The organism is Gordonia sp. DT101 (assembly GCF_049844895.1).
GTDB lineage: Bacteria > Actinomycetota > Actinomycetes > Mycobacteriales > Mycobacteriaceae > Gordonia.
The window spans coordinates 376,827-402,624 of record NZ_JBNCLX010000001.1 but is presented as its reverse complement, the minus strand read 5'-3'; the positions used below and the strand labels follow the sequence as shown (position 1 = coordinate 402,624).

Sequence of the window (25,798 nt, the reverse complement as noted above, 5' to 3'; positions counted from 1 at the left end):
CATCGCGATCTGCCCCGTCGGACGACGTGCCAGCAGAGAGCCTATCGTGCCGGGAATTCGGGTCGATTAGGGTTTGTCGTCATGACCACGATGTGGAATGCCTCCTATCGGTCCCGGTGGACGGCGGGCCGGCGCCGAGACCCAGCACAGGCGCGGTTTCTGACCCTTGGTTCGCTGCGGTGGGTGGTGCGCAACCGGGCCTATTCGCCGTGGTATCTCGTCCGGTACTACCGTCTGGCGCGCTTCCGGGTCGCCAACCCGCACGTGGTGCTGCGCGGCATGGTCTTCCTGGGACGCAACGTCGAGATCCACGCGACCCCTCAGATGTCGAGGATGGAGATCGGCCGTTGGGTGCACATCGGCGACGGCAACTCGATCCGCTGTCACGAGGGCAGCCTGAAGATCGGCGACAAGACAGTTCTCGGGTGCAACAACGTCATCAACTCCTACCTCGATCTCGAGATCGGCGGCTCCACCCTCATCGCGGACTGGTGCTATATCTGCGATTTCGACCACAAGATGGACGACATCACGCTGCCCATCAAGGACCAGGGCATCGTGAAGGGCCCGGTCCGGATCGGGCCGGACACGTGGGTCGCGGCCAAGGTGTCGGTGTTGCGCAACACGATCGTCGGCCGCGGCTGCGTACTCGGCTCGCACGCGGTGGTCAGAGGTGTCATCCCGGACTTCTCGATCGCGGTGGGAGCGCCTGCTCGGGTCGTGAAGAATCGCAAGGACGATTGGGCCACGAGCGCCGAGGAGCGAGCCGAGCTCGAACGTGCGCTGGCCGACATCGAGCGGAAGAAGGCGGGAGCCGAACGGGAGCGGTGACCTGCTCGGTGATTTCTCAGTCCGATTGCCCCGGATCGCGTTCCGGCAGGGGCCGCTCGGGGATGCTGGGGCGTCCGACCGGATGACGGACCCGGCGTTTGGCGGCCAGGTAGACGCCTGCGGTGCGCTCGGCGACCTCACTCCAGGAGAACTCCTCGGTGAGCCGGTCGCGCGCCCGGACGGCGCGGGTGGCGGCGGCCGCCGGGTCGCTGAGCGCGGCGCGCACCGCCGTCGCGATGCCCGCGACGTCGCCCGGATCGAATGTGAGTCCGGTCGTCGTGTCGGTCACCGCTTCACCGAGCCCGCCTGCTGTCGACACCACCAGCGGCGCGCCGGTCGCGGCCGCCTCGAGGGCGACGATCCCGAACGGTTCGTAGCGGCTGGGCAGCACGATGGCGGCGCATCGATGCATGAGCCCGATCAGACCCTGGTGGTCGACGGCGCCGAGGAACCGGACGGCCTTGGTCACGCGGTGGCGCCTGGCCTGTTCGACCAGCCATTCCAGTTGTGTGCCGGTCCCGGCGACGGTCAGGGTGGTGCCGGGGTGGGTGCGGCGGATGCGGGGGAGCGCGGCCAGCAGATCCTGCACACCCTTCTCATATTCGAGCCGCCCCGCGAACAACAGTTCCGGTGGGCCGGAGCGCGTCGGCCGTGGCGCGAAGGGCCAGGTCCTGATGTCGATCCCGTTGTGGATCACCGAGATATCCGGGAGGTCGGGTCCGAAGAGCCGGGTGACCTCGTCGCGCATCGACGCCGAGCACGTGATCAGCGAATCCGATTCGCTCGCCAGCCACCACTCCACCGAGTGCACCTGCCGGTTGGTGGGTCCGCTCACCCAGCCACTGTGGCGGCCGGCCTCGGTGGCGTGGATGGTCGAGACCAGCGGAACGTCGAAGAACTCGGCGAGTGCGATGGCCGGATGCGCCACCAGCCAGTCGTGGGCATGGACGACGTCGGGCAGCCAGGGCTGCTGTTCCGGCGAATTACGCTCGCCGGCGAGAACTCTCAGGCCGGTCCGGACAAACGAATGGCCCATCGCCAGCGTCCACGCCATCATGTCGCGGCCGAACTCGAACTCCGGGGGATCCTCGGCCGCGGCGATGATCCGGACACCGTCGACACGGGTGTCGGTGGTCGGATGACTCACCGCGTCGGTCCCGGTCGGGCGGCGGGTGAGCACCACGATGTCGTGCCCCTGGGCGGCGAGCTCGGTCGTCAAGTGGTGAACGTGGCGGCCGAGGCCGCCGACGACTACGGGTGGGTACTCCCACGAGACGATCAAGATCCTCATCTGCCATCCCCCGTCGCGGTCATCCCCGGACCTCGTCGACCGCATCCCTGGTGTGCAGTCGTCGCGCATCGAGCCCGGCGAACAGATTGTCGGCGCGCGCCCAGGCGCCGGCAAGGCGGTGCGCCAGGTCGTCGCGTCCCCGGAGTGCGGCGTCGCAGATCTCGCGGGTCGCGTGCGCGTGTTTGTGTGCCCGATCCACAGCGTAGTTGGCCGCGGTGTCCTTGGAGACCATGAACGGCCAGTCGGAGGCCACCGTCAGCAAGGTCTCCCGGATGATCTGATCGGCCACCCGGTTGCGTCCGGCCGGGTGTCCGGGCGCACCCCCGACCCCCGGGGCGAGGATCTTGTCGACCGCCTTCAGCGCCGTCTCGGTGACCTCGGCGTTCAGTGCGACCAGGTGCTCGACCTGCGGCCCGTTCCACACCCGCCAGTCCTTGCCCGATCCCCACGACGACGCCGGCAGTTGCACCGGTGTGCCGACAAAGCCGTCTCGTCGTGCGGAGGCGAGCGTGCCGACGTCGACCCCCGCCTCGGGGAGCCGACGCAGGACGCGTTCGAGCCAGACCGGACCCTCGTGCCACCAATGGCCGAACAACTCGGTGTCGAAGGCGGCCACCACGAGTGCCGGTCGCCCCTGTCGTGCGGATTCGTCGACGAGTCGGCGTCGCACGTGGTCGACGAAATCGTCGACGTGACGGTCGATCACCGCGTCCACGCGCGCCGGGTCGTAGGGCTTCTTGTCGGCCGACGACACACCCCGTCCGGTGACCCGGGCCGGTTTCAGGCCGGTGGCGTGGTCGTAGGTGTGGAAGTCGCGGTAGGCGGCATGCCCCGGATATCCCGACTTCGGCGACCACACGCGGTAGCTGATGCTGAGATCCCGGCCGAACGCGACGACATCGGTGTCACCGACGGGCCGGCCGAGTGCGGTGTCGCCCTTGAGTGTCGGACCGTCCACCATGAAATGCCCGACGCCCGCCGCGGAGTACTCGGTCTCCATCCCCGGGTCGAATGCACATTCCGGAGCCCAGATGCCCGTCGGACGAGTCGCCCACCGTGCCCGCGCGTCGTCGAGGCCTTCGGCCAACGAGAACTGCCGCAGCCGGCGGTCGAGGAGTGGGGCGAAGGGATGGGCCAGCGGGCCGCCCAGGACCTCCACGACGCCGGACGAGGCCAGCGTGCGGATCTGCGGGCTCGCGCCGTGCCGCCAATGCGTCTCGAACTCGGCCATCGCATCCGCCGCGGCACGGTACTCACGACTGCCCAGTGCGCGCCGCGACGGGTCCGGTGCGATCGCCGCCTCGACGGCGCGGAGCTGCCAGTCGGCGAGCCATTCGTACATCGACGAGCCGCAGTGCGGATCGTCGAGTTGTGCGGCCAGGACCGGCGTGATGCCGAGAGACAGTTGATCCAGTGCCCCGTCGTCGGCAAGCCGGCGCAGCATCGCGAACAGCGGTAGGTAGGAGCCCGCCCAGGACTGGTAGAGCCATTCCTCACCGACCGGCCACCGGCCGTGATTGGCCAGCCATGGCAGATGGGAGTGCAGGACCAACGTGAATCGGCCGGGTACGGCGGAACCGGATCGAGGGGTCATCGGGCGCCGCTGATCAGGGCCGGACGGCGATGGCGAAGAGGTCGAGGCCGGCGTCGATGTCGACGCCGTCCCGAGCCGGATCCAGGACGGCGAAGTCGTCGGTGGCGATCGCCGCGACGTCACCCGAGAGGTCATCCGGCCATGGTTCGCCGGCCAGTGCTCGCTCGATCTGGGCGTCGATCAGCGATCCACCCCACTTCTCGTCGAGCGTGACCAGCCGCGGGCCGTGGTAAACGCCGGACATCGTGGTCACCTCGAACCCGGCGTCGGTGAGCAGCTCGGTCATCTCGGCGGCATTGAGTTCGCGGGTGTGGAACGGGTTGAGCGGGGTGTCGCGACCGGGGGAGAAGGTGATGCGGTTCGGCGTGGAGATGAACAGCTGTCCGCCCGGGCGCAGGACCCGACGGCATTCGGCGATGAATGCGGGCTGATCCCAGAGATGTTCGATGACCTGGAAGTTCACCACGATGTCGACGGATTCGTCGGGGAGTGGGAGGTCGATCAGATTGCCTTGGTGGACGATCAGCCCCGGGTACCTGCGTCGGGTGTGTTCGACGGCGCTGCTGTCGTAGTCGACGCAGGTCACCGAGCGTGCGCGGGTGGCCAGCATGGCCGCGCCGTACCCCTCACCCGAGCCGGCCTCGAGCACGTCCGCACCCGAACAGCGATCGAGGACGTGGGCGTAGGCGATCTCGTGCCGCCGGAACCAGTAGTTCTCCTCGGCGATACCGGGGACGGTTCGCTCGCCCGTCAACGCGAGGGTCTCGTGTGACTCGCTCATCCCCACGAGACTAGTGCCCCCTGTCACGGCGACCGGAGAGTGTTCTCCCCGGACGACCTGGCCAACGCCATCCGGGCGCTCCTTTGGTTCATCCTGAACCTATCGTTGACCCGCTCGACCGGCGGGTGCTGACATTGTCGGACAAGGCGACGGATGCCGGCCCGATGTCTCCGCGAACGACATCGCGAACTCCATTTCGCTTGACACACAACATGTGTGGGCATTGCCGTGCCCGCAATCAGGAGGGTTGACCACTGCCATGACCACCGAATCGGTTTCCGACGAGATCAAGTTCGCCTACTGGGTCCCCAACGTGAGCGGCGGACTCGTCACCAGCGACATCGAGCAGCGGACGAGCTGGCACCACGACTACAACGTCCGGCTGGCGCAGACGGCCGAGGAGAACGGCTTCGAGTATGCGCTGTCCCAGGTCCGGTATGAGGCCAGCTATGGCGCCGAATTCCAGCATGAATCAACGAGTTTCAGCCTTGCACTGCTTCTGGCGACCCAGCGCCTGAAGGTGATCGCTGCGGTCCATCCCGGTCTCTGGCAGCCGGCGGTGCTCGCGAAGTTCGGTGCCACTGCTGATCACCTCTCGGGTGGTCGTTTCGCGGTCAACGTGGTGAGTGGCTGGTTCAAGGACGAGTTCACCCACCTGGGCGAACCCTGGCTCGAGCACGACGAACGGTATCGGCGCAGCGCGGAGTTCCTCCAGGTCCTGCGCAGGATCTGGACCGAGGACGACGTGGATTTCCGGGGCGATTTCTATCGCATCCATGACTTCACGCTCAAGCCCAAGCCGCTGAACACAGCGGCGCGCCCGAACCCGGAATTGTTCCAGGGCGGCAACTCGCTGGCGGCCCGGCGCAATGGGGGGCGTCATTCCGACTGGTACTTCTCCAACGGTAAGGACTTCGACGGGGTGACCGAACAGCTGATCGACGTTCAGGCGTCCGCACGCGAGGTCGGCCGTGAGGTGAAGTTCGGGCTGAACGGCTTCATCATTGCGCGGGACACCGAGAAGGAGGCCCGCGACACGTTGCGGGAGATCGTCGAGAAGGCCAACCGGCCCGCGGTGGAGGGATTCCGTGACGCGGTGCAGCAGGCAGGTAATTCGACGTCGAGCAAGACCGGGATGTGGGCGGACTCCAGCTTCGAGGACCTCGTGCAGTACAACGACGGATTCCGCACCGGGCTGATCGGTACACCGGAGCAGATCGCCGGGCGCATCGTGGCCTACCGCAAGCGTGGCGTCGACCTCATTCTGGGCGGGTTCCTGCACTTCCAGGAGGAGATCGAATACTTCGGCGAGAGGGTGCTGCCCCTCGTCCGCGAAATCGAGGCGGCCGAACGCTCGACCGAGCACTCGCTGGTCGGCGTCTGACCGGTCCACCGACCCCTCGGCTGTCGTGGCCCATCGCGTTCACCGCGGTGGGCCACGATTCGTCGGTTGTCCCAGTCGGTGCGTTATGTGAGGTAGTCGATGTTTTGTGCTTCCCGAGCTAACGCTAAAGTGGGGGAGACCGAACCCAACTTACTCGGCAGTAAGGTGGGAGAAACCGACGCAGGAGGTCGACGCAGACCCATGACAAACATTGTCGTTCTGATCAAGCAGGTTCCCGACACATGGTCCGAGCGCAAGCTTACCGACGGTGACTTCACCCTGGATCGCGAAGCCGCTGACGCCGTTCTCGACGAGATCAACGAGCGCGCGGTCGAAGAGGCCCTGAAGATCAAGGAAGCCGACGGTGGCGAGGTGACCGTGCTGACCGCGGGTCCCGAGCGCGCGACCGAGGCGATCCGTAAGGCGCTGTCGATGGGCGCCGACAAAGCCATCCACATCAAGGACGATCAGTTGCACGGCTCGGATGCGGTGCAGACCGCGTACGTGCTGGCGCGCGCCCTCGGTACCGTCGAGGGTGTCGAGCTGGTCATCGCGGGCAACGAGGCCACCGACGGACGGGTCGGGGCGATCCCCGCGATGATCGCGGAGTACCTGGAGCTGCCGCACCTCACTCATCTGCGCAAGCTGACCCTGGAGGGCGAGACGCTCACCGGTGAGCGCGAGACCGACGACGGCATCTTCCACATCGAGGCGCAGTTGCCGGCCATCGTGAGTGTCAACGAGAAGATCAACGAGCCGCGCTTCCCGTCCTTCAAGGGCATCATGGCTGCCAAGAAGAAGGAAGTTCAGGTCGTCACCCTCGCGGAGATCGACGTCGAGGCCACCGATGTGGGTCTCGAGCACGCCGGCACCGAGGTGACCGCATCGAATCCGAAGCCGCCGAAGACCGCCGGTGAGCGCGTCGCCGACGAAGGTGACGGCGGCACCAAGGTCGCCGAATACCTGGTCTCGCAGAAGATCATCTAGTCCGGACGGTCACTCAGAGCAACTGGCGATAAAAGAGACATTCAGGAGATAAGAACATGGCTGAAGTACTAGTGCTCGTGGAGCAGGACGCCGAAGGCGCCCTCAAGAAGGTCACCAGCGAGCTGATCACCGCCGCACGCGCGCTCGGCACCCCGTCCGCGGTGGTCGTGGGCGCCGCGGGTTCGGCGGACGGCATCATCGACGGTCTCAAGGAGGCCGGCGCGGAGAAGATCTACGTCGCCGAGTCCGACGACGCGGCGAGCTACCTGGTCACCCCGCAGGTCGATGTCCTGGCATCGGTCGCCGAGCAGGCCTCCCCGGCGGGCATCCTGGTCGCGGCCACCGCCGACGGCAAGGAGATCGCCGGTCGTCTGGGCGTGCGCCTGGGCTCGGGCGTACTCGCCGACGTGATCGACGTGCAAGAGGGTGGCGTGGGTATCCACTCCATCTTCGGTGGTGCGTTCACCGTTGACGCCAAGGCCAAGGGTGACACCCCGGTCTTCTCGGTTCGTCCGGGTGGTGTCGAGGCAGCACCGCAGGCCGGTGCAGGCGAGCGCGTCGACGTCGAGGTCCCGGCCCAGGCCGAGGGCGTCGTGAAGATCACCAAGGTCGAGCCGAACGTCGGCGGCGACCGGCCGGAACTGACCGAGGCGTCGATCGTCGTGTCCGGTGGACGTGGCGTCGGCAGCGCGGACAAGTTCTCCGTGGTCGAGGAACTCGCCGACTCGCTCGGTGCAGCCGTCGGTGCCTCGCGCGCCGCGGTGGACTCGGGTTACTACCCGGGCCAGTTCCAGGTCGGCCAGACGGGCAAGACCGTGTCGCCGCAGCTCTACATCGCACTCGGCATCTCCGGTGCGATCCAGCACCGTGCAGGCATGCAGACCTCGAAGACGATCATCGCCGTCAACAAGGACGAAGAGGCGCCGATCTTCGAGATCGCCGATTACGGCATCGTGGGCGACCTGTTCAACGTCGCCCCGCAGCTGACCGAAGAGGTCAAGAAGCGCAAGTGACCTGATCACTTCCGCGATGGCCCCCCGGGCCGTGTCATCTCGACACGCCGGGGGGCCATCGCCGTTTCGGGCCGTGTTCATCCGGTGTCGCCGACGTTCACCGGCCCAGCACCGACATGACATGTCGCCGTTGGCCCCCCGTCGTCCGTGGTGGATGTCATCGGGGCATGACACTCGCGCCCAGCCCGACCCGCACCGGCGTCACCCGTCCGCTCCTGATGGCCGGCCCGGTGGTCGTGGGCCTCACCGAGGATCCCGCCGACATCGTGGAGATCCAGGAGTTGCGCTACCGGGTGTTCGGCGCGGAGCCCGGTTTCGCCGACGTGATCGGTGACCCGGTCACCGGGCGCGACGGCGATCGATTCGACGAGTTCTGCGAGCACTTGGTGGTCCGCCACGCCGACGACGGACTCATCGGGTCGGCCCGGCTGTTGTCACCGGCGCGCGCCGCTGCGGCCGGCGGTTGGTACACCGGCACCGAGTTCGACGTCCACGAACTCGCGGGCATCGCATCGGACACCGTGGAGATGGGCCGTGCCGTGGTGGCCCCGGGCCACCGTCAGGGCACGACGACCGCGCTGATGTGGGCGGCCCTGCTGCACCACCTCGATGAAACCTGCCATCGGTATCTGATGGGGTGTGTGTCGGTGCCGCTGAATGGGCCGGGCCCGCGCGGAAGCGCGCTGCGCGGAGTTCGCGACGTCCTGCGGGATCGGTATCAGGCGCCTTGGCAGGTGTATCCGCATCTACCCGCGAACATCGGTGGGCGCCGTCTCGACGACATCGGACCACCGGATGTGGTTGCGGTGCCCGCCTTGATGCGTGGCTATCTGCGGCTCGGTGCTCGCGTGTGCGGTGAACCGGCCCTCGACGCCGCCTTCGACGTGGGGGATTTCGTCACCGTGCTCGACCGGCTGCACGGCAACAACCGGTATCTCGAACGGATGCAGTCGTGCGTCGACCGGCTCGCGGTGGGAGCACGCAAATGACCGCCGCGGTGGCGGCGCCCGGGCTGGCCGCGGCACGGCCCGCCGCGGCACCCGCGATCGCTGCGTCCGCGCCTGCGGCGGCTCTACCGGACCTACGTCACGCCTGGTATCCGGCCAGTCGGTGCGGCGATCACTGTCGCGAGCAGACGCCGGTGGTGGTGAACCTCGTGGTGGTGATGGTCCGGATGGTCCGCCTGGTGGTGGTCGTGTGTTTCCTCGTCGTCTTCGGACCGATGGTTGCGCTAGCCCCGCGGCTGCTGCGCCGGCGGTTCCTCAGCCGGGCGGCGAGGCATCTCCTGGCCGCCCTCGGCGTCGCTGTTCGCATCGACGACCGGCGTCCGTTCGCCGGTACGTCGAGGGGGCTGGTCGTCGCCAATCACGTCTCCTACCTGGACATCCTGGCCGTCGCGGTGGTCAGCCCGTCGCACTTCGTCGCCAAGTCCGACGTGACGACGATGCCGGTGGTCTCGGGTCTGGCCCGGCGTCTCGGCATCATCCCGGTCGAGCGGGCATCACTGCGTGAGCTCCCCGCGACAATTCGCAGCGCGGTCGACGAACTCCACCGCGACCGTTCGGTCGCGGTGTTCCCGGAGGGCACCACGTGGTGTGGACGGGAGGCCGGGCGGTTCCGTCCGGCGTTCTTCCAGGCCGCGATCGATGCCGGTGTCCCGGTGACCCCGATCCGACTGAGGTTCACCGCGATGGACGGATCACCCACCTCGGCCCCCAGTTTCATCGGCGACGACAACCCGCTGGACACCCTGCGGCGCGTCCTGCGGGCCCGCGGCCTGACCGCCGACATCCGTGTGCACGAGTCGCAGCTGCCAGACACCGATCGTCGGACCCTGGCCGCGCGTTGCGAGCGTCTGGTCACGGCATGACCGACCGTCCACCGCCCGATGCCCGTGGTACATATCTCATATATGTTGTATCCCTGAGCCGGGCGCCCGCCCGGTGTCGTGATCAACACCAGGAGGCGTTCGAGCCATGATTTCCGCACCGGCCCTGTCCCGAGCCGAGGCCCGAGCACGATTCACCCAACTCAGGTCTGCGACCGGGCTGGTCGACGACGCCGAGCTCGATTCGGTGTGGGCCGCCCTGGAGACCGTTCGCCCCGAAGAGATGTTCGGCGCGTGGAAGGGCGACGAGTTCACCACCGGGCACCCGGCCAACGGCCTCCTGGACAAGGCCCGCTGGTTCGGCAAGACCTTCACGTCGCGTTCCGACGTCCAGCCGCTGATGTGCCGAGACGAGAACGGCAAACTTTTCTCGAACATCGAATTCGGCAAGGGTGAGGCCAGCCTGTGGGCCATCGAGTTCCGTGGCGAGGTCACGGCGTCGATGGTCTACGACGGGCAGGCCGTCATCGACCATTTCAAGAAGGTGGACGTGAACACCGTCATGGGCATCATGAACGGCAAGGCCGCGGTCGTCGACGGCCGTCACCTGTACTTTCTGCTCGAGCGCGTCTGAGGGGTGCGGATCGACGCCGCGGCCGTCCCGGCGCCGGCGCCTGACCGACCGGAGCCGCCGGTCACCGCGGTGTGATCACCGGTGTCCGATGCGCGGGAATTGGTCGGCGGTGTTCGCGCGTTTATCCTTGCAACGTCATGTCCATGCCTTCTCGAGCCCCGGTCTACCTCGACCACGCTGCGTCGACAGCGATGCTTCCCGACGCCGTCGAGGCGATGACGGCTGTCTTCGCCCAGCCGGGCAACGCGTCGTCGTTGCACGGTTCGGGTCGCTGGGCTCGTCGCAGGCTCGAGGAGGCGAGGGAGTCCATCGCCTCGTCGGTGGGTGCACGGCCCTCCGAGGTGATCTTCACCGGCGGTGGCACCGAGTCCGACAACCTCGCGCTGAAGGGCATCTATGCCGCCCGCCGCCGGGAGAGCCCTGACCGACGCAGGGTCATCGTGTCCGCCGTCGAGCATCATGCCGTTCTCGATCCGGCGACCTGGCTCGCCGATGCGGCCGGCGCCGAGCTCGTGATCGCTCCGGTCGACGCCGAGGGCTTCGTGTCCCCTTCGTGGTTGCGCGCCGAATTGGCTGCGCACGCCGACGAGACAGCGTTGATCTCGGTGATGTGGGCCAACAACGAGGTCGGGACGATCCAGCCGATCGCCGAGATCGCAGCGGTCGGTGCCGAGTTCGGCATCCCCGTGCATTCGGACGCCATTCAGGCCGTCGGCCACATCCCGGTCGATTTCGGGACGAGCGGACTGTCGGCGCTGAGTCTGGCCGCGCACAAATTCGGTGGGCCGCAGGGGGTCGGCGCGCTGCTCCTGCGCCGCGACGTCGAATGTGTACCCCTGCTGCATGGCGGCGGGCATGAGCGCGACGTGCGGTCGGGCACCCAGGACGTGGCCGGGGCCGTCGGGATGGCGACCGCGCTGCGGCTGTCGGTCGAGCACATGCCGGCCGCCACCGAGCACGTAGTCGCACTCCGCAACCGGCTGTTCGACACGCTCCTCAACGTAGCCGACACAACCGTCAACGGGCCCCGCGACGAGCGGCGACTGCCCGGAAATGTGCACGTCTCCTTCGATGGATGCGAAGGCGATTCCCTGCTGATGCTGCTCGACGCCAACGGCGTCGAGTGCTCCACGGGATCCGCCTGCACCGCGGGGGTGGCTCAGGCGAGTCACGTCCTGCTTGCCATGGGACTCGACGTCTCGACGGCACGCGGATCATTGCGCTTCTCCCTCGCGCCGAGTTCGACGGCGGCAGATGTCGACGCGGTGGCCGAGGTGATCGGCCAGGTCGTCGATCGCGCACGCGCCGCGGGACTGGTCTCGTCACCGACAGGAAAGGGACGCTGATGCGAGTACTGGCAGCGATGAGCGGCGGCGTCGACTCGTCGGTGGCCGCCGCCCGTGCGGTGGACGCCGGACACGACGTCGTCGGGGTGCACCTGGCGCTTTCGACCGCCCCCGGGGCCCTGCGCACCGGCTCGCGCGGTTGTTGCTCGCGAGAGGACGCGTCGGATGCCCGACGAGTCGCGGACGTGCTCGGGATTCCCTTCTACGTCTGGGACTTCGCCGATCGCTTCAAGGACGACGTGATCGACGAGTTCGTCGACGCCTACGCCGCGGGAGAGACCCCGAATCCGTGTCTGACCTGCAACGAGAAGATCAAGTTCGCCGCACTCGCACAGAAGGCGGCGGCGCTCGGGTTCGACGCCCTCGCGACCGGTCACTACGCGCGCCTCGACGACGGTGAGCTGCGCCGTGCCGTCGACGAGGACAAGGACCAGTCGTATGTGCTCGCCGTGCTGACCGCCGCCCAGCTGTCCCGGGCGATGTTCCCGGTGGGCGACACCCCCAAGGGGGAGATCCGCGCCGAGGCCGCACGGCGCGGACTGGCGGTCGCCGAGAAGCCCGACTCGCACGACATCTGCTTCATCCCGACCGGCGACACCCAAGCGTTTCTCGGCGCGAACATCGGTATCCGGCCGGGCGCGGTGGTCGACGCCGACACCGGCGACCGGCTCGCCGACCACGACGGCGTCCACGGTTTCACCATCGGGCAGCGCAAGGGGCTGGGGATCGAGGCCCCGGCCGCCGACGGCAGGCCCCGGTACGTGACGGAGATCGATCCGGACTCGGGGACGGTCACCGTCGGCTCGGCCTCACGTCTCGATGTCTGGTCGATCACCGCGCATCGTCCCGTCTGGACCGCCGGGACCGCACCGGACGGGCCTTTCGAGGCGATGGTCCAGGTCCGTGCGCACGGTGGCCTGGCCCCGGTCGTCGCGACACCCGCCGTCCGCGACGGTCGACCGGTGATCGAGATCGCCCTGCGCACACCGCTGACCGGTGTCGCCAAGGGGCAGGCCGCGGTCCTCTATCTGCCCGACTCCCAACAGGGGGACCTGGTGCTGGGCTCCGGGCGCATCCTGGCGACCGATTCCGATCCGGCGTCGGGCGTACGCCCGGACACGGTCGCGTCCGGACGCAACGCGTGAGTACCACCGCGTGAGCCAGCCGAACCACGTCGTTCGCGGCGGTGTCGGCACCGGTATCGGTTCGATGCCGGGGACCGATCCGCGTGAAACGGCCGCAGTGATCAACGGCGAACTGGACCTCGCCCACCTCGCCGAATTACCGGAGCGCGGCGCCGGCGCGGACATGGTGGGTCGGATGGCGGCGGTCCTTGTCGACCTGCCGATGGATGCGGGAACGTGGGGTTACCGGCTCGCCGCTCGCGGGTCGGCGATCTCCCGAAACTCCCGGGACTTCCTGCGCGCCGACCTCGACGCCGTCGAGGAGCTCTGGGACACAGCGGGTTTCCGTGGGACGGGTCGACCGTTCAAGATCCAGGCATGTGGCCCGTTCACGCTGTCGGCGTCGGTGGAACTCCGCGCCGGTCACAAGGTGTTGCGTGACCGCGGGGCGTGGCACGACGTGGTGGCCTCCACTGCGGAGGGGCTCCGTGAACTCGTCGGTGAGGTGACCCGACGGCTCGGTGCCGAGGTGATCGTGCAACTGGACGAACCGATGATCGGCCAGGTCATCGATGGCGCGGTGACGCCCCTGACGCGTTTCGACACCATTCCCGCGGTGCCGGTGGCCGATGTCGCCGAGTCCCTGCATGGGGTCGTCGAGCAGATCGGCCGTCCGACGATCATCCACAGCTGTGCGGCACCGCGCTGGGATCTGGTCGAACGGCTCCGGGGCGTCGGATGGTCGCTCGACGTCACCTCGCCCACCACCGCGGACCTCGACGGCATCGGCTCGGTGATCGACCGTGGTGATCTGCTGGTGGCGGGTGTCGTCCCGGCCGTGCGTGGCGATCAGGATCTCCGCGCGGAGATCGTCGCCACGCGCCTCGCGGCGCTCACCGACAGGATCGGCCTGAATCGGAAAGTGTTGTCGCAGAACGTCATGGTCAGTCCGACCTGCGGGCTGGCCGGCGCCACCCCCGCGTGGGCGAAGACCGCCCTCGGTCTCTGCGCGGCGGCAGGCGAACTGTTGGCCGCCGATCCGACAGCTCTCTGACCAGGGGGCTCAGCCGGGTTCCGCGTCGGCGGTGGACTGCGCACTCGTCTGCGTGGTCCCGAACACCACGCCCTTGCGCTCCTTCCCGAGCGTCGTCAGGACGATCACGACGATCAGGACCGGCACGATCGTCACCGACAACGCGAACGGATAACCGTGTCCCTCGGCGAGGCGCTCCTGAATGGGGAGATTGAACGCGGCCAGGCAGTTGCCCAACTGATACGTCACACCGGGGTAGAACCCACGGATCTCGTCGGGTGACAGTTCGGTCAGGTGGGCAGGGATCACACCCCAGGCGCCCTGGACCATCACCTGCATCAGGAACGACCCGAGGGCCAGGCTGCCGGCAGTGGTGGAGTAGGCGAACAGGGGCACGATCGGCAGTGCGAGAAGTGCACACGCGACGATCAGCACCTTGCGGCCGTAGCGTTCGGACAGCGCGCCCGCAATGAGGCCGCCGATGATCGCACCGACGTTGTAGATCACCGCGATCCAGGTCGCGGTGCTCGCGGCCAGATCCGCGCCGCCGTGCTCGGTCGCCTTCAGGAAGGTCGGATAGATGTCCTGGGTGCCGTGGCTCATCCAGTTGAACGCCGTCATCAGCAGCACCAAGAAGATGAATCGCCGCCAGATGACCGGATTGGCCAGGAGGTCGCGGACCGAGGTCTGGGTCTGCTTCACCCGCTCCCGGGTGGCCCGCCACGCCTCGGACTCCTCGACCTTGGCCCGGATGAGCAGACTGATCAGCGCCGGGATGACCGACAGTGCGAACATCCAGCGCCAACTGAGTCCCCACCAGGTGTTGAGCAGCAGGAACGCCAGTGAGGCGCACAGGTAGCCCATCGAGTACCCGCTCTGCAGAAAGCCCGAGAAGAAACCGCGGCGTGAGACGGGGATCTTCTCCATGGCCAGTGCGGCACCCAGGCCCCACTCGCCGCCCATGCCGATGCCGTAGAGCATGCGCAGGATCATCAGGATCCAGAAGTTGGGCGCGAAGGCGCACAGGAATCCGACGAAGCTGTAGAACACGACGTTCGCCATCAGCGGGATCTTGCGTCCCTTGCGATCCGCCCACAGGCCGAAGATGAACGCGCCGACCGGCCGCATGATGAGGGTCATCGTGGTGATCAGGGCCATCTGATCCAGTGGCACGTCGAAATCCTTGGCGATGTCGGCGTAGATCAACACCACCAGGAAATAGTCGAACGCATCCATCGCCCATCCGAGATAGGCGGCGGCAAACGAGTTGCGCTGGTCTGGGGTGAGCCGTTCGCGCGGTGACGCTGCGGCCGTGGACATCCGAACCTCCCGGGTCGACTGCGATCCCAGCCTAGACCTCGGTCACCGCTCGGTGGGCAACTCGCCGCTTTGTCGGATTTGTCGTACCTTTAAGGGGCGCAGCAGGATTGGTGTCGGTCTCGAACGCCGAGGTCAGTCGGGCGTCGACAACTTGGCGATGGATCGCCGGGGTGCGATCTGTCGATAGCTGGCGTCGAGGAGTTCGCCGACCTCCGCCCAGTCCGACGACTCGTCGAGCACCAGGCCCAGCCATCCGTACGCGCCGAGGTAGGCGGGCAGAAAGAACCGTGCGTCGTCGCGCAGAGCGGGACGTTCCGACTCGTCGGGAATGAACAGGACGGACCGATCGTGTCGCACCTTGCTGCCCTGGACGCTGCCGCCGTAGTTGCCGAACATCTTCCCGCACCGGAATGTCGGGCGGCCGTGGGCGACCACCTCGGTGGTGTCGGGTAACGCCAACGCGACCTGCCGCACGCGAGCGAGGACGGGGTCGGCGTCGTCGAACATGATCGGGTGCGGCATGAACCCAGGATAGGGCGGGTCGGCAGGCCGGAGGTGTCGGTCTGCTCCGATAGGCTCAGGTCGTGGCAGATGAAGTCGGCACCACCGATCAGAGCGGCGACCTGCGCGAGGAGTGGACCGCGCTCGCCGACGAGATCCGCGACCACCAGTTCCGGTATTACGTCAAGGACGCGCCGATCGTCTCGGACGGCGAGTTCGACCATCTGCTCCGCAAACTGCAGGAACTCGAGGACGCGCATCCGGAACTGGCGTCCCCCGACTCGCCGACCAAGCTCGTCGGCGGTGGGTTCTCGACGGCGTTCACGCCCGTCGACCATCTCGAGCGGATGTTGTCGCTCGACAACGTCTTCGACTCCGACGAGATGCGAGCCTGGGTGGACCGGGTACACGCCGAGACGGGCGGCGGCGTCGACTTCCTCTGTGAACTCAAGATCGACGGTGTCGCGCTGGCCCTCGTCTACACCGACGGCTCGCTGACCCGCGCGGTCACCCGCGGCGACGGCCGGACGGGGGAGGACGTCACCCTGAATGCGCGGACCATCGAGGACATCCCGAACCGGCTGACCGCATCCGACGACTTCCCCATCCCGCACGTCCTCGAGGTCCGTGGGGAGGTGTTCTTCCGCGGGGAGGACTTCGCGGCACTCAATGCGTCCCTGGTCGCCGAGGGCAAGGCGCCGTTCGCGAATCCGCGCAACTCTGCTGCGGGATCGCTACGCCAGAAGAATCCCCAGGTGACGTCCCGCCGTCGGCTCCGGATGATCTGCCACGGCATCGGGCACACCGAGGGCTGGCGACCGGCGTCGCTGCACGATGCCTACCTGGCGATCGGCGCGTGGGGCCTGCCGGTCTCCGCCCACACCACCAAACTCGACGGTGCCGCGCAGATCGTCGACAAGATCGCCTACTGGGGTGAACACCGACACGACGTCGAGCACGAGATCGACGGGATCGTCGTGAAGGTCGACGACGTCACCCTCCAGCGCAGGCTGGGTGCGACGTCCCGCGCCCCGCGATGGGCCATCGCCTACAAGTACCCGCCCGAGGAGGCGACCACCAAGCTCCTCGACATCAAGGTCGGGGTGGGGCGTACCGGACGCGTGACACCGTTCGCGTTCATGGAACCGATCCTGGTCGCCGGATCGACAGTGGCCCGCGCGACGCTGCACAACGAGTCCGAGGTCAAGCGCAAGGGTGTCCTGATCGGCGACACCGTCACCATCCGCAAGGCCGGCGACGTGATCCCCGAGGTCCTCGGTCCGGTCGTCGACGTCCGTGACGGGAGTGAACGCGAGTTCGTCATGCCGACGCACTGCCCCGAGTGTGGGACCGAACTCCGGCCCGAGAAGGACAGCGACGCCGATATCCGTTGTCCCAACACCCAATCCTGCCCGGCGCAGTTGCGCGAGAGGCTGTTCCACCTGGCCGGCCGCGGCTCCTTCGACATCGAGGCCCTCGGCTACGAGGCCGCGACCGCGCTGTTGACGTCGGGGGTGATCACCAACGAGGGCGACCTGTTCGGGCTGACCGCCGACGATCTCGTGCAGACCGATCTCTTCACCACCAAGGCGGGAGCCCTGTCCGCCAACGGCAAGCGGCTGATCGCAAATCTCGAGAACGCCAAGAAGGTCCCGCTCTGGCGGGTCCTGGTGGGGTTGTCCATCCGGCACGTCGGGCCGACCGCGGCACGTGCGCTGGCCACCGAGTTCGGATCACTTCAGGCGATCGAGGATGCAAGCGCCGAGGATCTGGCCGACGTCGAGGGGCTCGGGGCCACCCTCGCGCAGAGCATCCGGGACTGGTTCGCCGTCGACTGGCACCGCGATGTCGTCGAGAAATGGCGCGCCGCAGGCGTTTCCATGGAGGACGAGCGGGACGAGTCGATCGCCCGGACGCTGGAGGGCAAGACCGTCGTCGTGACCGGTTCCCTCGAGGACTTCTCGCGCGACGGTGCCAAAGAGGCGATTCTGGTGCGCGGCGGCAAGGCATCGGGGTCGGTGTCCAAGAAGACCGACTTCGTCGTGGTGGGTGATTCGCCCGGCAGCAAGGCCGCCAAGGCCGAACAGCTCGGGGTCCCGGTCCTCGACGAGGATGCCTTCAAACGTCTTCTCGAGACGGGGGATCACGAGCCGGGCTGAGTCGGGGTGGGCCGAATGGGCACGCTGCCGTCGTGCGTCAGCTCTCCGCGCGCAGAACCGTACTGACGATGCCCGCCAGGTAACCGAGACGTGCCACCTCCGACGGTCGGAAATCGGGCCCACCGATGCGGCCGAGGAGAATCGCCTTGTCCCCGTTGCCGAGTGGGGCCGCGGCCATCCGGGTGTCCATGTCCTTCCACGCATCGGGTACCCAGTCGCCTTCGCCGTCGAGTTGCGCGGCGACGCGCAGCGGCAACCAGTCGACATGCGTCAGCGGCGTTTCCGGAGCACCGGAACTGCCGAACAATTGCAGGACACCGCCGCTGGCATCGGTCACGACCATGGCCCAGGAGACGCGCAACACGCGGGGGGCATTGTCGACGAGAACCTGCAGACGGTCGCGACCCACCGTCGCGACCTGGTCGACGAGTTCGAGTTCCCGATGGGTGTCGAGCACCCCCGAATAGGGCCGGATCGAGTCGACTCGGACGCCCTTGACCTTCTCGGCCGCCGTGATCAGGGCGTCGGGCAGCGAACCCGGGGACACCTCGACCACGAGGTCGTCGACGGCATAACCGTCGCCGCGTTCCACCACCTCGAGTGAGAGGATGTCGGCGCCCACCGAACCCAGCTGGACGGCCAGCAATCCGAGACTGCCCGGCCGATCCTGGAGGTACACCCGCAGCAGGTAAGACACGCCCGCCATTGTCGCACCACCGATCCAACCGCGTGCGGTGAGGCTTCCGGGTGCGGCGGCGATGTGCGTACCGCGGGGCGGGTCGTCACGATGAACCGATGGCGGCCGACACCCCGACCGAGCGGGCAGGCGACGGCTCCACCCAGGTCACCACGTCGGTCGCACAACGGATCCAGTCCGGTCGAGAACACGACTTCGTGGCCTGGACCGACCACCGCCACGACGCCGTCCCGGTGCACTCCCATAGGCTGGTGGGCAGACCACGCACGACACGGCGAAAGGACCTGGCATGTCCAGCGGATCAGGGTCGGCGATCTCCCGGGAGGAGGTCGCGCATCTGGCTCGGCTGTCCCGGCTCGCGCTGACCGACGACGAACTCGACCAGTACGCGACGCAGCTCGATTCGATCCTGGCGCATGTCGCACAGGTGTCCGAGTTGGCCGCCGACGACGTGCCGGGCACCGCGCATCCGGCGGCGCTCGCGAATGTGCTCCGTCCCGACGTCGAGGAGCCCTGCCTGACCACTGAGCAGGCACTGTCCGGCGCGCCGGCCGTCGAGCAGGACCGGTTCGCGGTCCCGCAGATCCTGGGGGAGGAACAGTGACCGACGCACCACGGGCTGCAGGGGAGATCACCGGCCTCTCGGCCGCCGAGCTCGCCGAGAAGATCGGCACCCGCGAGGTGTCGTCGGTCGAGGTCACCCAGGCCCACCTGGACCGGATAGCCGAGATCGACGACCAGCTCGGTGCCTTTCTACACATCAGCGGTGCCGAGGCGCTGGTGGCGGCCAAGGCCGCCGACGACGCCATCGCGGCGGGTGAGGCGCCGTCGCCGCTCGCCGGCGTCCCGATCGCGTTGAAGGATGTGTTCACCACCGTCGACGCGCCCACCACCTGTGGCTCGCGGATCCTGGAAGGGTGGGTGCCGCCGTACGACGCGGCCGTGACCGAGCGGCTGCGTGCCGCCGGTATCCCGATCCTCGGCAAGACCAACATGGACGAGTTCGCGATGGGCAGCTCGACCGAGAACTCCGCGTATCAGGTGACCCGCAACCCGTGGAACACCGACAAGATCCCGGGCGGATCCGGCGGCGGCAGCGCGGCAGCGCTCGCGTCCTATCAGGCCCCGTTGGCCATCGGCACCGACACCGGTGGATCGATCCGCCAACCGGCCGCCGTCACCGCGACGGTGGGTGTGAAGCCGTCCTACGGCACGGTGTCGCGCTACGGCCTGGTCGCGTGCGCGTCGTCGCTCGATCAGGGTGGGCCGTGTGGGCGCACCGTGCTGGACACGGCGCTGCTCCACGCGGTGATCGCCGGACACGACAAACGTGACTCCACCTCGATCGACGCGCCGGTCCCCGATGTGGTTGCCGCAGCCGAGTTCGGTGCGCAGCAAGATCTCTCGGGTGTCCGGATCGGTGTGGTGACCGAACTCCAGGGCGAGGGCTATCAAGCGGGGGTGCTGGATTCGTTCCGCGCAGCCCTTCAAGTGCTCACCGACCGTGGCGCCGAGGTCGTCGAGGTGTCGTGCCCGCATTTCACCTATGCGCTCGGCGCGTACTACCTGATCCTGCCGTCAGAGGTGTCGTCGAACCTCGCGCGTTTCGACGCGATGCGGTACGGGCTCCGGGTCGGCGACGACGGCAAGCACAGCGCGGAAGAGGTCATGGCGTTGACCCGCGACCAGGGCTTCGGGCCGGAGGTCAAGCGCCGCATCATGATCGGCACCTACGCGCTGTCATCGGGCTACTACGACGCCTATTACGGACAGGCGCAGAAGGTGCGGACCCTGATCGCCCGGGACTTCGGCAACGCCTTCGAGAAGGTCGACGTCCTGGTGTCGCCGACCACCCCGACGACCGCATTCGACCTGGGCGAGAAGGTCGACGATCCGCTGGCCATGTACCTGTTCGATCTCTGCACGCTGCCGGTGAACCTGGCGGGGATCGGCGCGATGTCGGTGCCGTCGGGGATCTCCGCCGACGACGGGATGCCGGTCGGCCTGCAGATCATGGCTCCCGCGCTCGCCGACGATCGCCTGTACCGGGTGGGTGCTGCCTACGAGGCCGCACGCGGCCCCGTCGGCTGACCCGGGTCACCCGCCGCCGGTCGTCGACGACATGCTCGACGACTGCTTCTGACCGTATCGGTGACCGACGCCCGGAGCGCCGTCGAGCGAGCCGAGCAGATCGGTGCTCGTCTGCAGGAACCCGACCACCGGCAACCACGGTGGGTGACGGACGGTTCGGCCGACGACAACTGTGCCCCGTGGTTGCTGCGCCGGTCGCCAGATCAGCGACGGCGACCACCGCGGGATCGGGTCGGATGCGTTGGCGAGGACGACCCGTCGCGCGCCGGATCCCGGGTCGTCGGCGACCGAATCTCCGGGAACCCCCGCCAGCAACGTCTCGGCGACCGCACCGGGGCGGTGGTCGCCCGCCCACACCCTGGCCTCCTCTGCGCCGATGGCTCCGAGGCTCTGTCCGTAGAGGCGGATCTGTGGTCGTCGGTCCGGTGGGCGGGTCATGGTGTGGTCGATGACCTCGTGGAGCAGCGCGATCGCGCTGCGTCCCGCTGCCGAGCGGTCGCCGACGAACGCCCGCCACGACGGCATCTGGGCATACTGAATCGTGAGTATCGCGACATCTCCGGCAAATCGGTCCTGGTAGCCGGCGACGGCGGTGGAATCGATCCACCCGGAGCCCGTCGGCACGGCGATCACCACGGCCCGGAGGTCGAGTCCCCCCGCGTCCACCCAGCGGGTCGCGAGGTCCCGGCTGCGACTCGTGAGGGATGCGCCGTCGTCGAGGCCGTAGATGACACCGGCCGGTGTGCGGGGCGGGGACGGCGCATCGTCGGCCTGAGCTGCCGGAAGATATCCCGCGGCCACCGCCACCACCGTCGCACCGATCATCGCGGTGGTCCGTGGCAGTGAGACGATCGCCGTGAACAGCAGTGCCGCTGGGAGTATCGAGGCGGCGAGCCAGCTCACACCGGCGTGCGGTGCGTCGAGATCAGTTCGGAGTGAGTTCTGCCACGACAGGCTGATCAGCGCCATCGAGACCAGCGCACCGGCGGCCCCGGCGACGACTGCCACCGCCGGGGCCGGGTTCGCGGTGCGTCGTCGAGTGACGACAAGTGCTGCGGTCGTTGCGATTCCCACGCACAGTGCCGTGAGGGCGCCCGAGATGATCCCGGATCGGGGGAGCCCACACGGCCAGAGCGCCGTCACCGCTCCCAGGGCCGCCGCGATCGAGACGGCGGGGTGGGGAGGGGAGAAGGGGATTCGTCGTGGGTACCGCACCGGCCCGAACGGGGGTGCGGCGGCCGTCATTGCGGCGTATCGGCTCGTCGGTCGAGGAGGTCTGCCCACCCGCGTCCGACGCCGGACGACACGATCTGCGTCGCGGACTCGACGGCGGTGGGGGGACCGTCGTACTGCCGCCAGGTGTTGAGGCGGAGGGCCACTTCCGTCGCGGTGGCAGCGGCGTCACACAGCGGATAAGTACACGACGCGTGCATCCGGTCGACGAGTTGGCGGTCAAGGCGCAGGCGTGCCCATCCGCCCAGTGGATGTCCGGTCTCCGCGGCGTAACGCAGTACGTCGTAACCGAAGTCGTGGGATCGGCACAAGACCTCGAACCGCCGGGGCAGCGTCACCGGTGAGGAGCAGCCACCGCTGGGATTGACCGGATAGCCGGCGACGACCCGCGGCCGGTAGCCGAGATCCGTGGTGAAGTCCGGTGGTAGCTCGTCGGCGACGCGATCGGGATGCCCAGATGTGAGGTCCCGCACCATCCGGCCGGCCGGTGTGGCCAGATCACCGGCCGTCGGCAGCATGGCCGTTCGCGCGGTGCCCGGTGCGTCCGCCCCGGACGACGACCGTGCGTCGGACGCACCGAAGCCGAGACCGAGAATGGTTGTGGCGGCGGCGATGAGAATGAGGATGACCAAGCTCCGGCGCCCTCGGGGCCGGTCGTTTCTGTGTTTTCTCATGGCGTCGAAGTTACGAATCCACGGCACTATGCCACATCGGCCTTAACGGTGAATAAGTCACCGTCGCATGGTCTGGCGTGGGCGGATGTCTCTGCTCCGGACGGGGGAGAACGGAATCCCTCTCGAGTATGAGGACGTGCGAGGTCGTGCCCGCATACCGTGGACAGTCGAGGTGATGAGAATGTTCCGACGAACGCGGTCGTTGATCGGCACGGCCGGGACGGCGGCGGTACGCGAGATCCAGGGTCTGCCCGCCGCCCAGAACCCGGCCGTCCGACGATACTTTTCGTCGCGCGCCAACTGGTTCTTCCTGACGGCGGCCGTCGCCCTCTACTCGGTCTCGTGGCCGACGCTGCCGCTGACCCATTCGATGCCTGCCTACGCACTGCCGGTGGTCGCGGCGTTCGCGGCTTTCCCGGTCGCGCTCGCGTGGTCGGCGCCACTGATCGGCTGGGCGATCTCGGTCGTGTCGGCACAGATGATCGGGATCGTGGTGCCCACCGTCAGCGGCTGGCCGTGGTCGATCCAGGTGACCCATCTGATCGCGCTGCTGGTCCTGACGTTCTTCGCCTACGTGCGCTGTGCGTTGCGGTGGGTTCCCGTCGTATGGGTCTGCACGGCGATCGTGTTCGCGATCGCCGCGCCGCCCGATGCGCGCGGTGGGTGGGTTGTCGGGCTGACCTTCCTCGCGGTGGTGGTCGCCCTGGTGCGTTTCCTCTCGCGTTCGCGCCGCCAGCTCGCGCAGAGCACGGAGCAGACCCAGCTGGTGGAATCCCAGAAGGCGATCCTGCAGGAGCGGACCCGGATCGCCCGGGACCTCCATGATGTTGTGGCACACCGGATGTCGGTCGTCGTCGTGATGGCGCAGACCGCGCGATACCGACTCGACGACGTCAGCGACGAAGCAGCGGCGGAATTCGAGGCGATCGCGGTGTCCGCCCGTGCCTCACTCGACGAGGTCCGTCAGCTACTGGGTGTGCTGCGGACCGACGGGGAGGTGTTGTCGGCCCCCAACCCCGGTCTCGGTGACCTCAACGGCCTGGTGATGCAGACACGCATGGCCGGGGCCGTCGTCGATCTGTCCGACTCGGTCGAGCACGACGGCATCGGCGAGGCCTCGAGCCTGGTCATGTATCGGATCGTGCAGGAGAGTCTCGCCAACGCCACCCGACATGCGCCGGGCGCCCGGATCGAGGTGCGGATCGCGCCTGCGGGTGACGGGACCGCCGAGATCGAGATCCGCAATTCGGCCCCGACATCCGAGCCGGTTCGGATCGCGGGTCCCGGCACCGGGATCCCCGGCATGATCGAGCGGGCCTCTGCGGTGGGGGGAGTGCTGACCACCGAGCCCTCCGACGACGGGGGCTTCGTGGTCCGGGCCCTCATCCCCGATCAGGGCGGTCAGACCGTCGGTGTCGCCGCGTCGACGTTGCGCGCGGGCGAATAGGCTCTGTTTCGTGGCTCTCACCGTGGTGGTCGTCGACGATCAGGCGATGGTGCGTCAGGGGTTCTCGGCCCTGCTCGCAGCGCAATCCGACATCTCGGTTCTGGGCGACGCCGCGGACGGGGTCGAGGCAGTCGAGCTCTGCGGTCGGGTGCGGCCGGATGTGGTTCTGATGGACGTGCGGATGCCGCGCAAGGACGGACTGCGGGCCGCCGAGGAGATCCTGCGATCCGCATCACGTCCCACCGACGGAACCCCCACCCGGGTGCTCATGCTGACCACATTCGACATCGACGACTATGTCTTCGAAGCCCTGCGCATCGGCGCGTCGGGATTCATGCTCAAGGATGCGCCGGCCGACGAACTGGTCCGAGCAGTGCGGGTGGTCGCTGCGGGCGAGGCCCTGCTGGCACCCTCGATCACCCGGCGACTCATCGCCGAGGTGACCTCGCGCCGCGCGCGGGCGCCGCGGAACACCGCTGTCGAACATCTCACGCCCCGTGAGCGAGAGGTGCTCGAGCTGGTATCGGACGGCAAGTCGAACGGGGAGATCGCCGGCGACCTGTTCGTCTCCGAGCAGACCGTGAAGACGCATGTCAGCAGCGTGCTCGGCAAGCTGGGATTGCGCGACCGGGCGCAGGCCGTGGTCTTCGCCTACGAGAACGGGCTCAAGTAGCGTCGCCTCCCTCGGTCGGGCGCGCCAACCGGGATGTGCGACGTCCGGCAGATGATCGTCCCGCCCACTAGATTGAGTGGCGTACGTATGACGTCGGTCGGCATGGAGGTCCCAGGGTATGGCCAAGAGGTTCGGCATTCTCACCAGCGGCGGCGATTGCCCTGGACTGAACGCGGTGATCCGCGGTGCGGTACTCAAGGGTGAAACCGTCTACGGCCATGAGTTCGTCGGCTTCAAAGATGGGTGGTATGGCCTCGTCTACGGCGACATCATCGAATTGGACCGCACCCGGGTTCGAGGTCTATCGCACGAGGGCGGAACGATCTTGGGCACCAGTCGCTTCGGCCCGTACCAGGAGCCCGACGGGGGCCCCGAGGCCATCAAGAAGGTGCTGAAGAACCTCGGTATCGACGGCGTCATCGCGATCGGCGGCGAGGGCACCGCGTCGGCGTCGAAGAGACTCTACGAAGACGGCGTCAACATCGTCGGCGTACCGAAGACGATCGACAACGACCTCGACGCCACCGACTACACCTTCGGCTTCAACACCGCGGTGGAGATCGCCACCGAGGCGATCGATCGGCTCCGGACGACCGGCAACTCGCACAAACGCTGCATGGTCCTGGAGGTCATGGGTCGCCACGCGGGGTGGATCGCCCTCTACTCGGGTATCGCCGGTGGTGCGCACGCGATCCTCATCCCGGAGCAGCCGGAAAGTCTCAATCAGATCTGCGCGTGGGCGACCAGTGTCAAGAATCGCGGCCGTGCACCGATGGTCGTGGTCGCGGAGGGTTTCAAGCTGCCCGACATGGATCAGGCGTACTCCGACAAAGGCCTCGACGGCTTCAATCGGCCTCGGCTCGGCGGCATCGGCGAGGTGCTCGCCCCACTCATCCAGGAACGCACCGGCATCGAGACCCGCTCGACGGTGCTCGGTCACATCCAGCGAGGCGGCGTCCCCACCGCGTTCGACCGCGTGCTGGCCACCCGACTCGGCATGGCGGTCACCGATCTCTGCGCCGACAAGGGCTGGGGCAAGATGGTCGCGTTGCGTGGCACAGAAATCGTGCACGTCGACTTCGCCGATGCCCTCGCCAACGAGAAGTCGGTGCCGTCCGACCAGTATCAGGAGATCCGCGTCATCTTCGGGTGATGGT

At 67.9% G+C, this 25,798-nt stretch carries 24 protein-coding genes; 16 read left to right on the top strand and 8 right to left on the bottom strand.

Features of this window, described 5'->3' with window-relative positions:
- The first annotated feature begins 81 nt into the window (after positions 1–81).
- Positions 82–831 (top strand): acyltransferase, encoded by a 750-nt coding sequence (locus ACLQ3I_RS01940; protein WP_425799971.1) that lies wholly within the window; start codon positions 82–84, stop codon positions 829–831.
- Positions 832–847: 16 nt separating this feature from the next.
- On the opposite strand, the gene ACLQ3I_RS01935 is transcribed toward ACLQ3I_RS01940, so the two are convergent.
- Genes ACLQ3I_RS01935 through ACLQ3I_RS01925 form a run of 3 tightly spaced genes read right to left on the bottom strand, consistent with a single transcriptional unit; the run spans position 848 to position 4,497 of the window.
- A complete protein-coding gene (locus ACLQ3I_RS01935; protein WP_425799970.1) occupies positions 848–2,122 on the bottom strand; it encodes a glycosyltransferase family 4 protein in 1,275 nt (424 codons plus the stop codon).
- A gap of 19 nt (positions 2,123–2,141) precedes the next feature.
- A complete protein-coding gene (locus ACLQ3I_RS01930) occupies positions 2,142–3,716 on the bottom strand; it encodes a 1,4-alpha-glucan branching protein domain-containing protein (protein WP_425791500.1) in 1,575 nt (524 codons plus the stop codon).
- A 13-nt stretch (positions 3,717–3,729) separates the two neighbouring features.
- On the bottom strand, positions 3,730–4,497 hold the full coding sequence (locus ACLQ3I_RS01925; RefSeq protein WP_425791502.1) for a class I SAM-dependent methyltransferase: 768 nt from the start codon (positions 4,495–4,497) through the stop codon (positions 3,730–3,732).
- A gap of 259 nt (positions 4,498–4,756) precedes the next feature.
- Here ACLQ3I_RS01925 and sfnG point away from each other — a divergent pair, with 259 nt between their 5' ends.
- The 9 genes from sfnG to ACLQ3I_RS01880 all read left to right on the top strand — a co-directional run bounded on the left by sfnG (position 4,757) and on the right by ACLQ3I_RS01880 (position 13,867).
- Entirely contained in the window at positions 4,757–5,881 is a 1,125-nt protein-coding gene (gene sfnG, locus ACLQ3I_RS01920) for a dimethylsulfone monooxygenase SfnG (RefSeq protein WP_425799969.1), read from the top strand.
- A gap of 201 nt (positions 5,882–6,082) precedes the next feature.
- Positions 6,083–6,868, top strand: a complete 786-nt coding sequence (locus ACLQ3I_RS01915; RefSeq protein ID WP_425791505.1) for an electron transfer flavoprotein subunit beta/FixA family protein — start codon at positions 6,083–6,085, stop codon at positions 6,866–6,868.
- A 56-nt stretch (positions 6,869–6,924) separates the two neighbouring features.
- Positions 6,925–7,881 (top strand): electron transfer flavoprotein subunit alpha/FixB family protein, encoded by a 957-nt coding sequence (locus ACLQ3I_RS01910; RefSeq protein WP_425791507.1) that lies wholly within the window; start codon positions 6,925–6,927, stop codon positions 7,879–7,881.
- 167 nt (positions 7,882–8,048) lie between these two features.
- Positions 8,049–8,870, top strand: coding sequence for a GNAT family N-acetyltransferase (locus ACLQ3I_RS01905; RefSeq protein WP_425799968.1), 822 nt, complete (start codon positions 8,049–8,051; stop codon positions 8,868–8,870).
- Positions 8,867–9,751, top strand: coding sequence for a lysophospholipid acyltransferase family protein (locus ACLQ3I_RS01900; protein WP_425799967.1), 885 nt, complete (start codon positions 8,867–8,869; stop codon positions 9,749–9,751). Before ACLQ3I_RS01905 ends, ACLQ3I_RS01900 begins: the two co-directional genes overlap by 4 nt.
- A 106-nt stretch (positions 9,752–9,857) precedes the next feature.
- Complete coding sequence (locus tag ACLQ3I_RS01895; RefSeq protein ID WP_425799966.1) at positions 9,858–10,343, top strand: DUF4334 domain-containing protein; 486 nt, start codon at positions 9,858–9,860, stop codon at positions 10,341–10,343.
- A 143-nt stretch (positions 10,344–10,486) separates the two neighbouring features.
- The gene (locus ACLQ3I_RS01890; protein WP_425799965.1) at positions 10,487–11,689 is read left to right on the top strand and encodes a cysteine desulfurase family protein; all 1,203 of its coding nucleotides are present in this window, start codon (positions 10,487–10,489) and stop codon (positions 11,687–11,689) included.
- Positions 11,689–12,834: a tRNA 2-thiouridine(34) synthase MnmA gene (mnmA, locus tag ACLQ3I_RS01885; RefSeq protein WP_425791517.1), complete on the top strand. Its 1,146-nt coding sequence runs from the start codon at positions 11,689–11,691 to the stop codon at positions 12,832–12,834. Before ACLQ3I_RS01890 ends, mnmA begins: the two co-directional genes overlap by 1 nt.
- A gap of 10 nt (positions 12,835–12,844) precedes the next feature.
- Entirely contained in the window at positions 12,845–13,867 is a 1,023-nt protein-coding gene (locus tag ACLQ3I_RS01880; RefSeq protein ID WP_425791519.1) for a vitamin-B12 independent methionine synthase, read from the top strand.
- A gap of 9 nt (positions 13,868–13,876) precedes the next feature.
- Here ACLQ3I_RS01880 and ACLQ3I_RS01875 read toward each other — a convergent pair whose 3' ends face one another.
- Both ACLQ3I_RS01875 and ACLQ3I_RS01870 read right to left on the bottom strand, forming a co-directional pair.
- A complete protein-coding gene (locus ACLQ3I_RS01875) occupies positions 13,877–15,166 on the bottom strand; it encodes an MFS transporter (RefSeq protein ID WP_425791521.1) in 1,290 nt (429 codons plus the stop codon).
- Positions 15,167–15,298: 132 nt separating this feature from the next.
- Positions 15,299–15,688, bottom strand: coding sequence for an MmcQ/YjbR family DNA-binding protein (locus ACLQ3I_RS01870; protein WP_425799964.1), 390 nt, complete (start codon positions 15,686–15,688; stop codon positions 15,299–15,301).
- A 62-nt stretch (positions 15,689–15,750) separates the two neighbouring features.
- Here ACLQ3I_RS01870 and ligA point away from each other — a divergent pair, with 62 nt between their 5' ends.
- The gene (gene ligA, locus ACLQ3I_RS01865) at positions 15,751–17,826 is read left to right on the top strand and encodes an NAD-dependent DNA ligase LigA (RefSeq protein ID WP_425791525.1); all 2,076 of its coding nucleotides are present in this window, start codon (positions 15,751–15,753) and stop codon (positions 17,824–17,826) included.
- Between the two features lie 37 nt (positions 17,827–17,863).
- Here ligA and ACLQ3I_RS01860 read toward each other — a convergent pair whose 3' ends face one another.
- Positions 17,864–18,532 (bottom strand): amino acid-binding protein, encoded by a 669-nt coding sequence (locus ACLQ3I_RS01860; RefSeq protein ID WP_425791527.1) that lies wholly within the window; start codon positions 18,530–18,532, stop codon positions 17,864–17,866.
- 280 nt (positions 18,533–18,812) lie between these two features.
- On the opposite strand from ACLQ3I_RS01860, the gene gatC reads away from it, so the two are divergent.
- On the top strand, positions 18,813–19,127 hold the full coding sequence (gene gatC, locus ACLQ3I_RS01855; protein WP_425799963.1) for an Asp-tRNA(Asn)/Glu-tRNA(Gln) amidotransferase subunit GatC: 315 nt from the start codon (positions 18,813–18,815) through the stop codon (positions 19,125–19,127).
- Positions 19,124–20,614, top strand: coding sequence for an Asp-tRNA(Asn)/Glu-tRNA(Gln) amidotransferase subunit GatA (gatA, locus tag ACLQ3I_RS01850; protein ID WP_425791531.1), 1,491 nt, complete (start codon positions 19,124–19,126; stop codon positions 20,612–20,614). The genes gatC and gatA overlap by 4 nt, the downstream gene beginning before the upstream one ends.
- Positions 20,615–20,620: 6 nt before the next feature.
- On the opposite strand, the gene ACLQ3I_RS01845 is transcribed toward gatA, so the two are convergent.
- Both ACLQ3I_RS01845 and ACLQ3I_RS01840 read right to left on the bottom strand, forming a co-directional pair.
- Positions 20,621–21,859, bottom strand: a complete 1,239-nt coding sequence (locus ACLQ3I_RS01845) for an alpha/beta-hydrolase family protein (RefSeq protein ID WP_425799962.1) — start codon at positions 21,857–21,859, stop codon at positions 20,621–20,623.
- Positions 21,856–22,521 (bottom strand): hypothetical protein, encoded by a 666-nt coding sequence (locus ACLQ3I_RS01840; protein WP_425799961.1) that lies wholly within the window; start codon positions 22,519–22,521, stop codon positions 21,856–21,858. Before ACLQ3I_RS01840 ends, ACLQ3I_RS01845 begins: the two co-directional genes overlap by 4 nt.
- A 181-nt stretch (positions 22,522–22,702) precedes the next feature.
- On the opposite strand from ACLQ3I_RS01840, the gene ACLQ3I_RS01835 reads away from it, so the two are divergent.
- The 3 genes from ACLQ3I_RS01835 (at position 22,703) to ACLQ3I_RS01825 (ending at position 25,794) form a co-directional block, all read left to right on the top strand.
- Positions 22,703–23,968, top strand: coding sequence for a sensor histidine kinase (locus ACLQ3I_RS01835; protein WP_425799960.1), 1,266 nt, complete (start codon positions 22,703–22,705; stop codon positions 23,966–23,968).
- Between the two features lie 10 nt (positions 23,969–23,978).
- Complete coding sequence (locus tag ACLQ3I_RS01830) at positions 23,979–24,641, top strand: response regulator (protein WP_425799959.1); 663 nt, start codon at positions 23,979–23,981, stop codon at positions 24,639–24,641.
- A gap of 118 nt (positions 24,642–24,759) precedes the next feature.
- Positions 24,760–25,794 (top strand): 6-phosphofructokinase, encoded by a 1,035-nt coding sequence (locus ACLQ3I_RS01825; protein ID WP_425799958.1) that lies wholly within the window; start codon positions 24,760–24,762, stop codon positions 25,792–25,794.
- Positions 25,795–25,798: the final 4 nt, after the last annotated feature.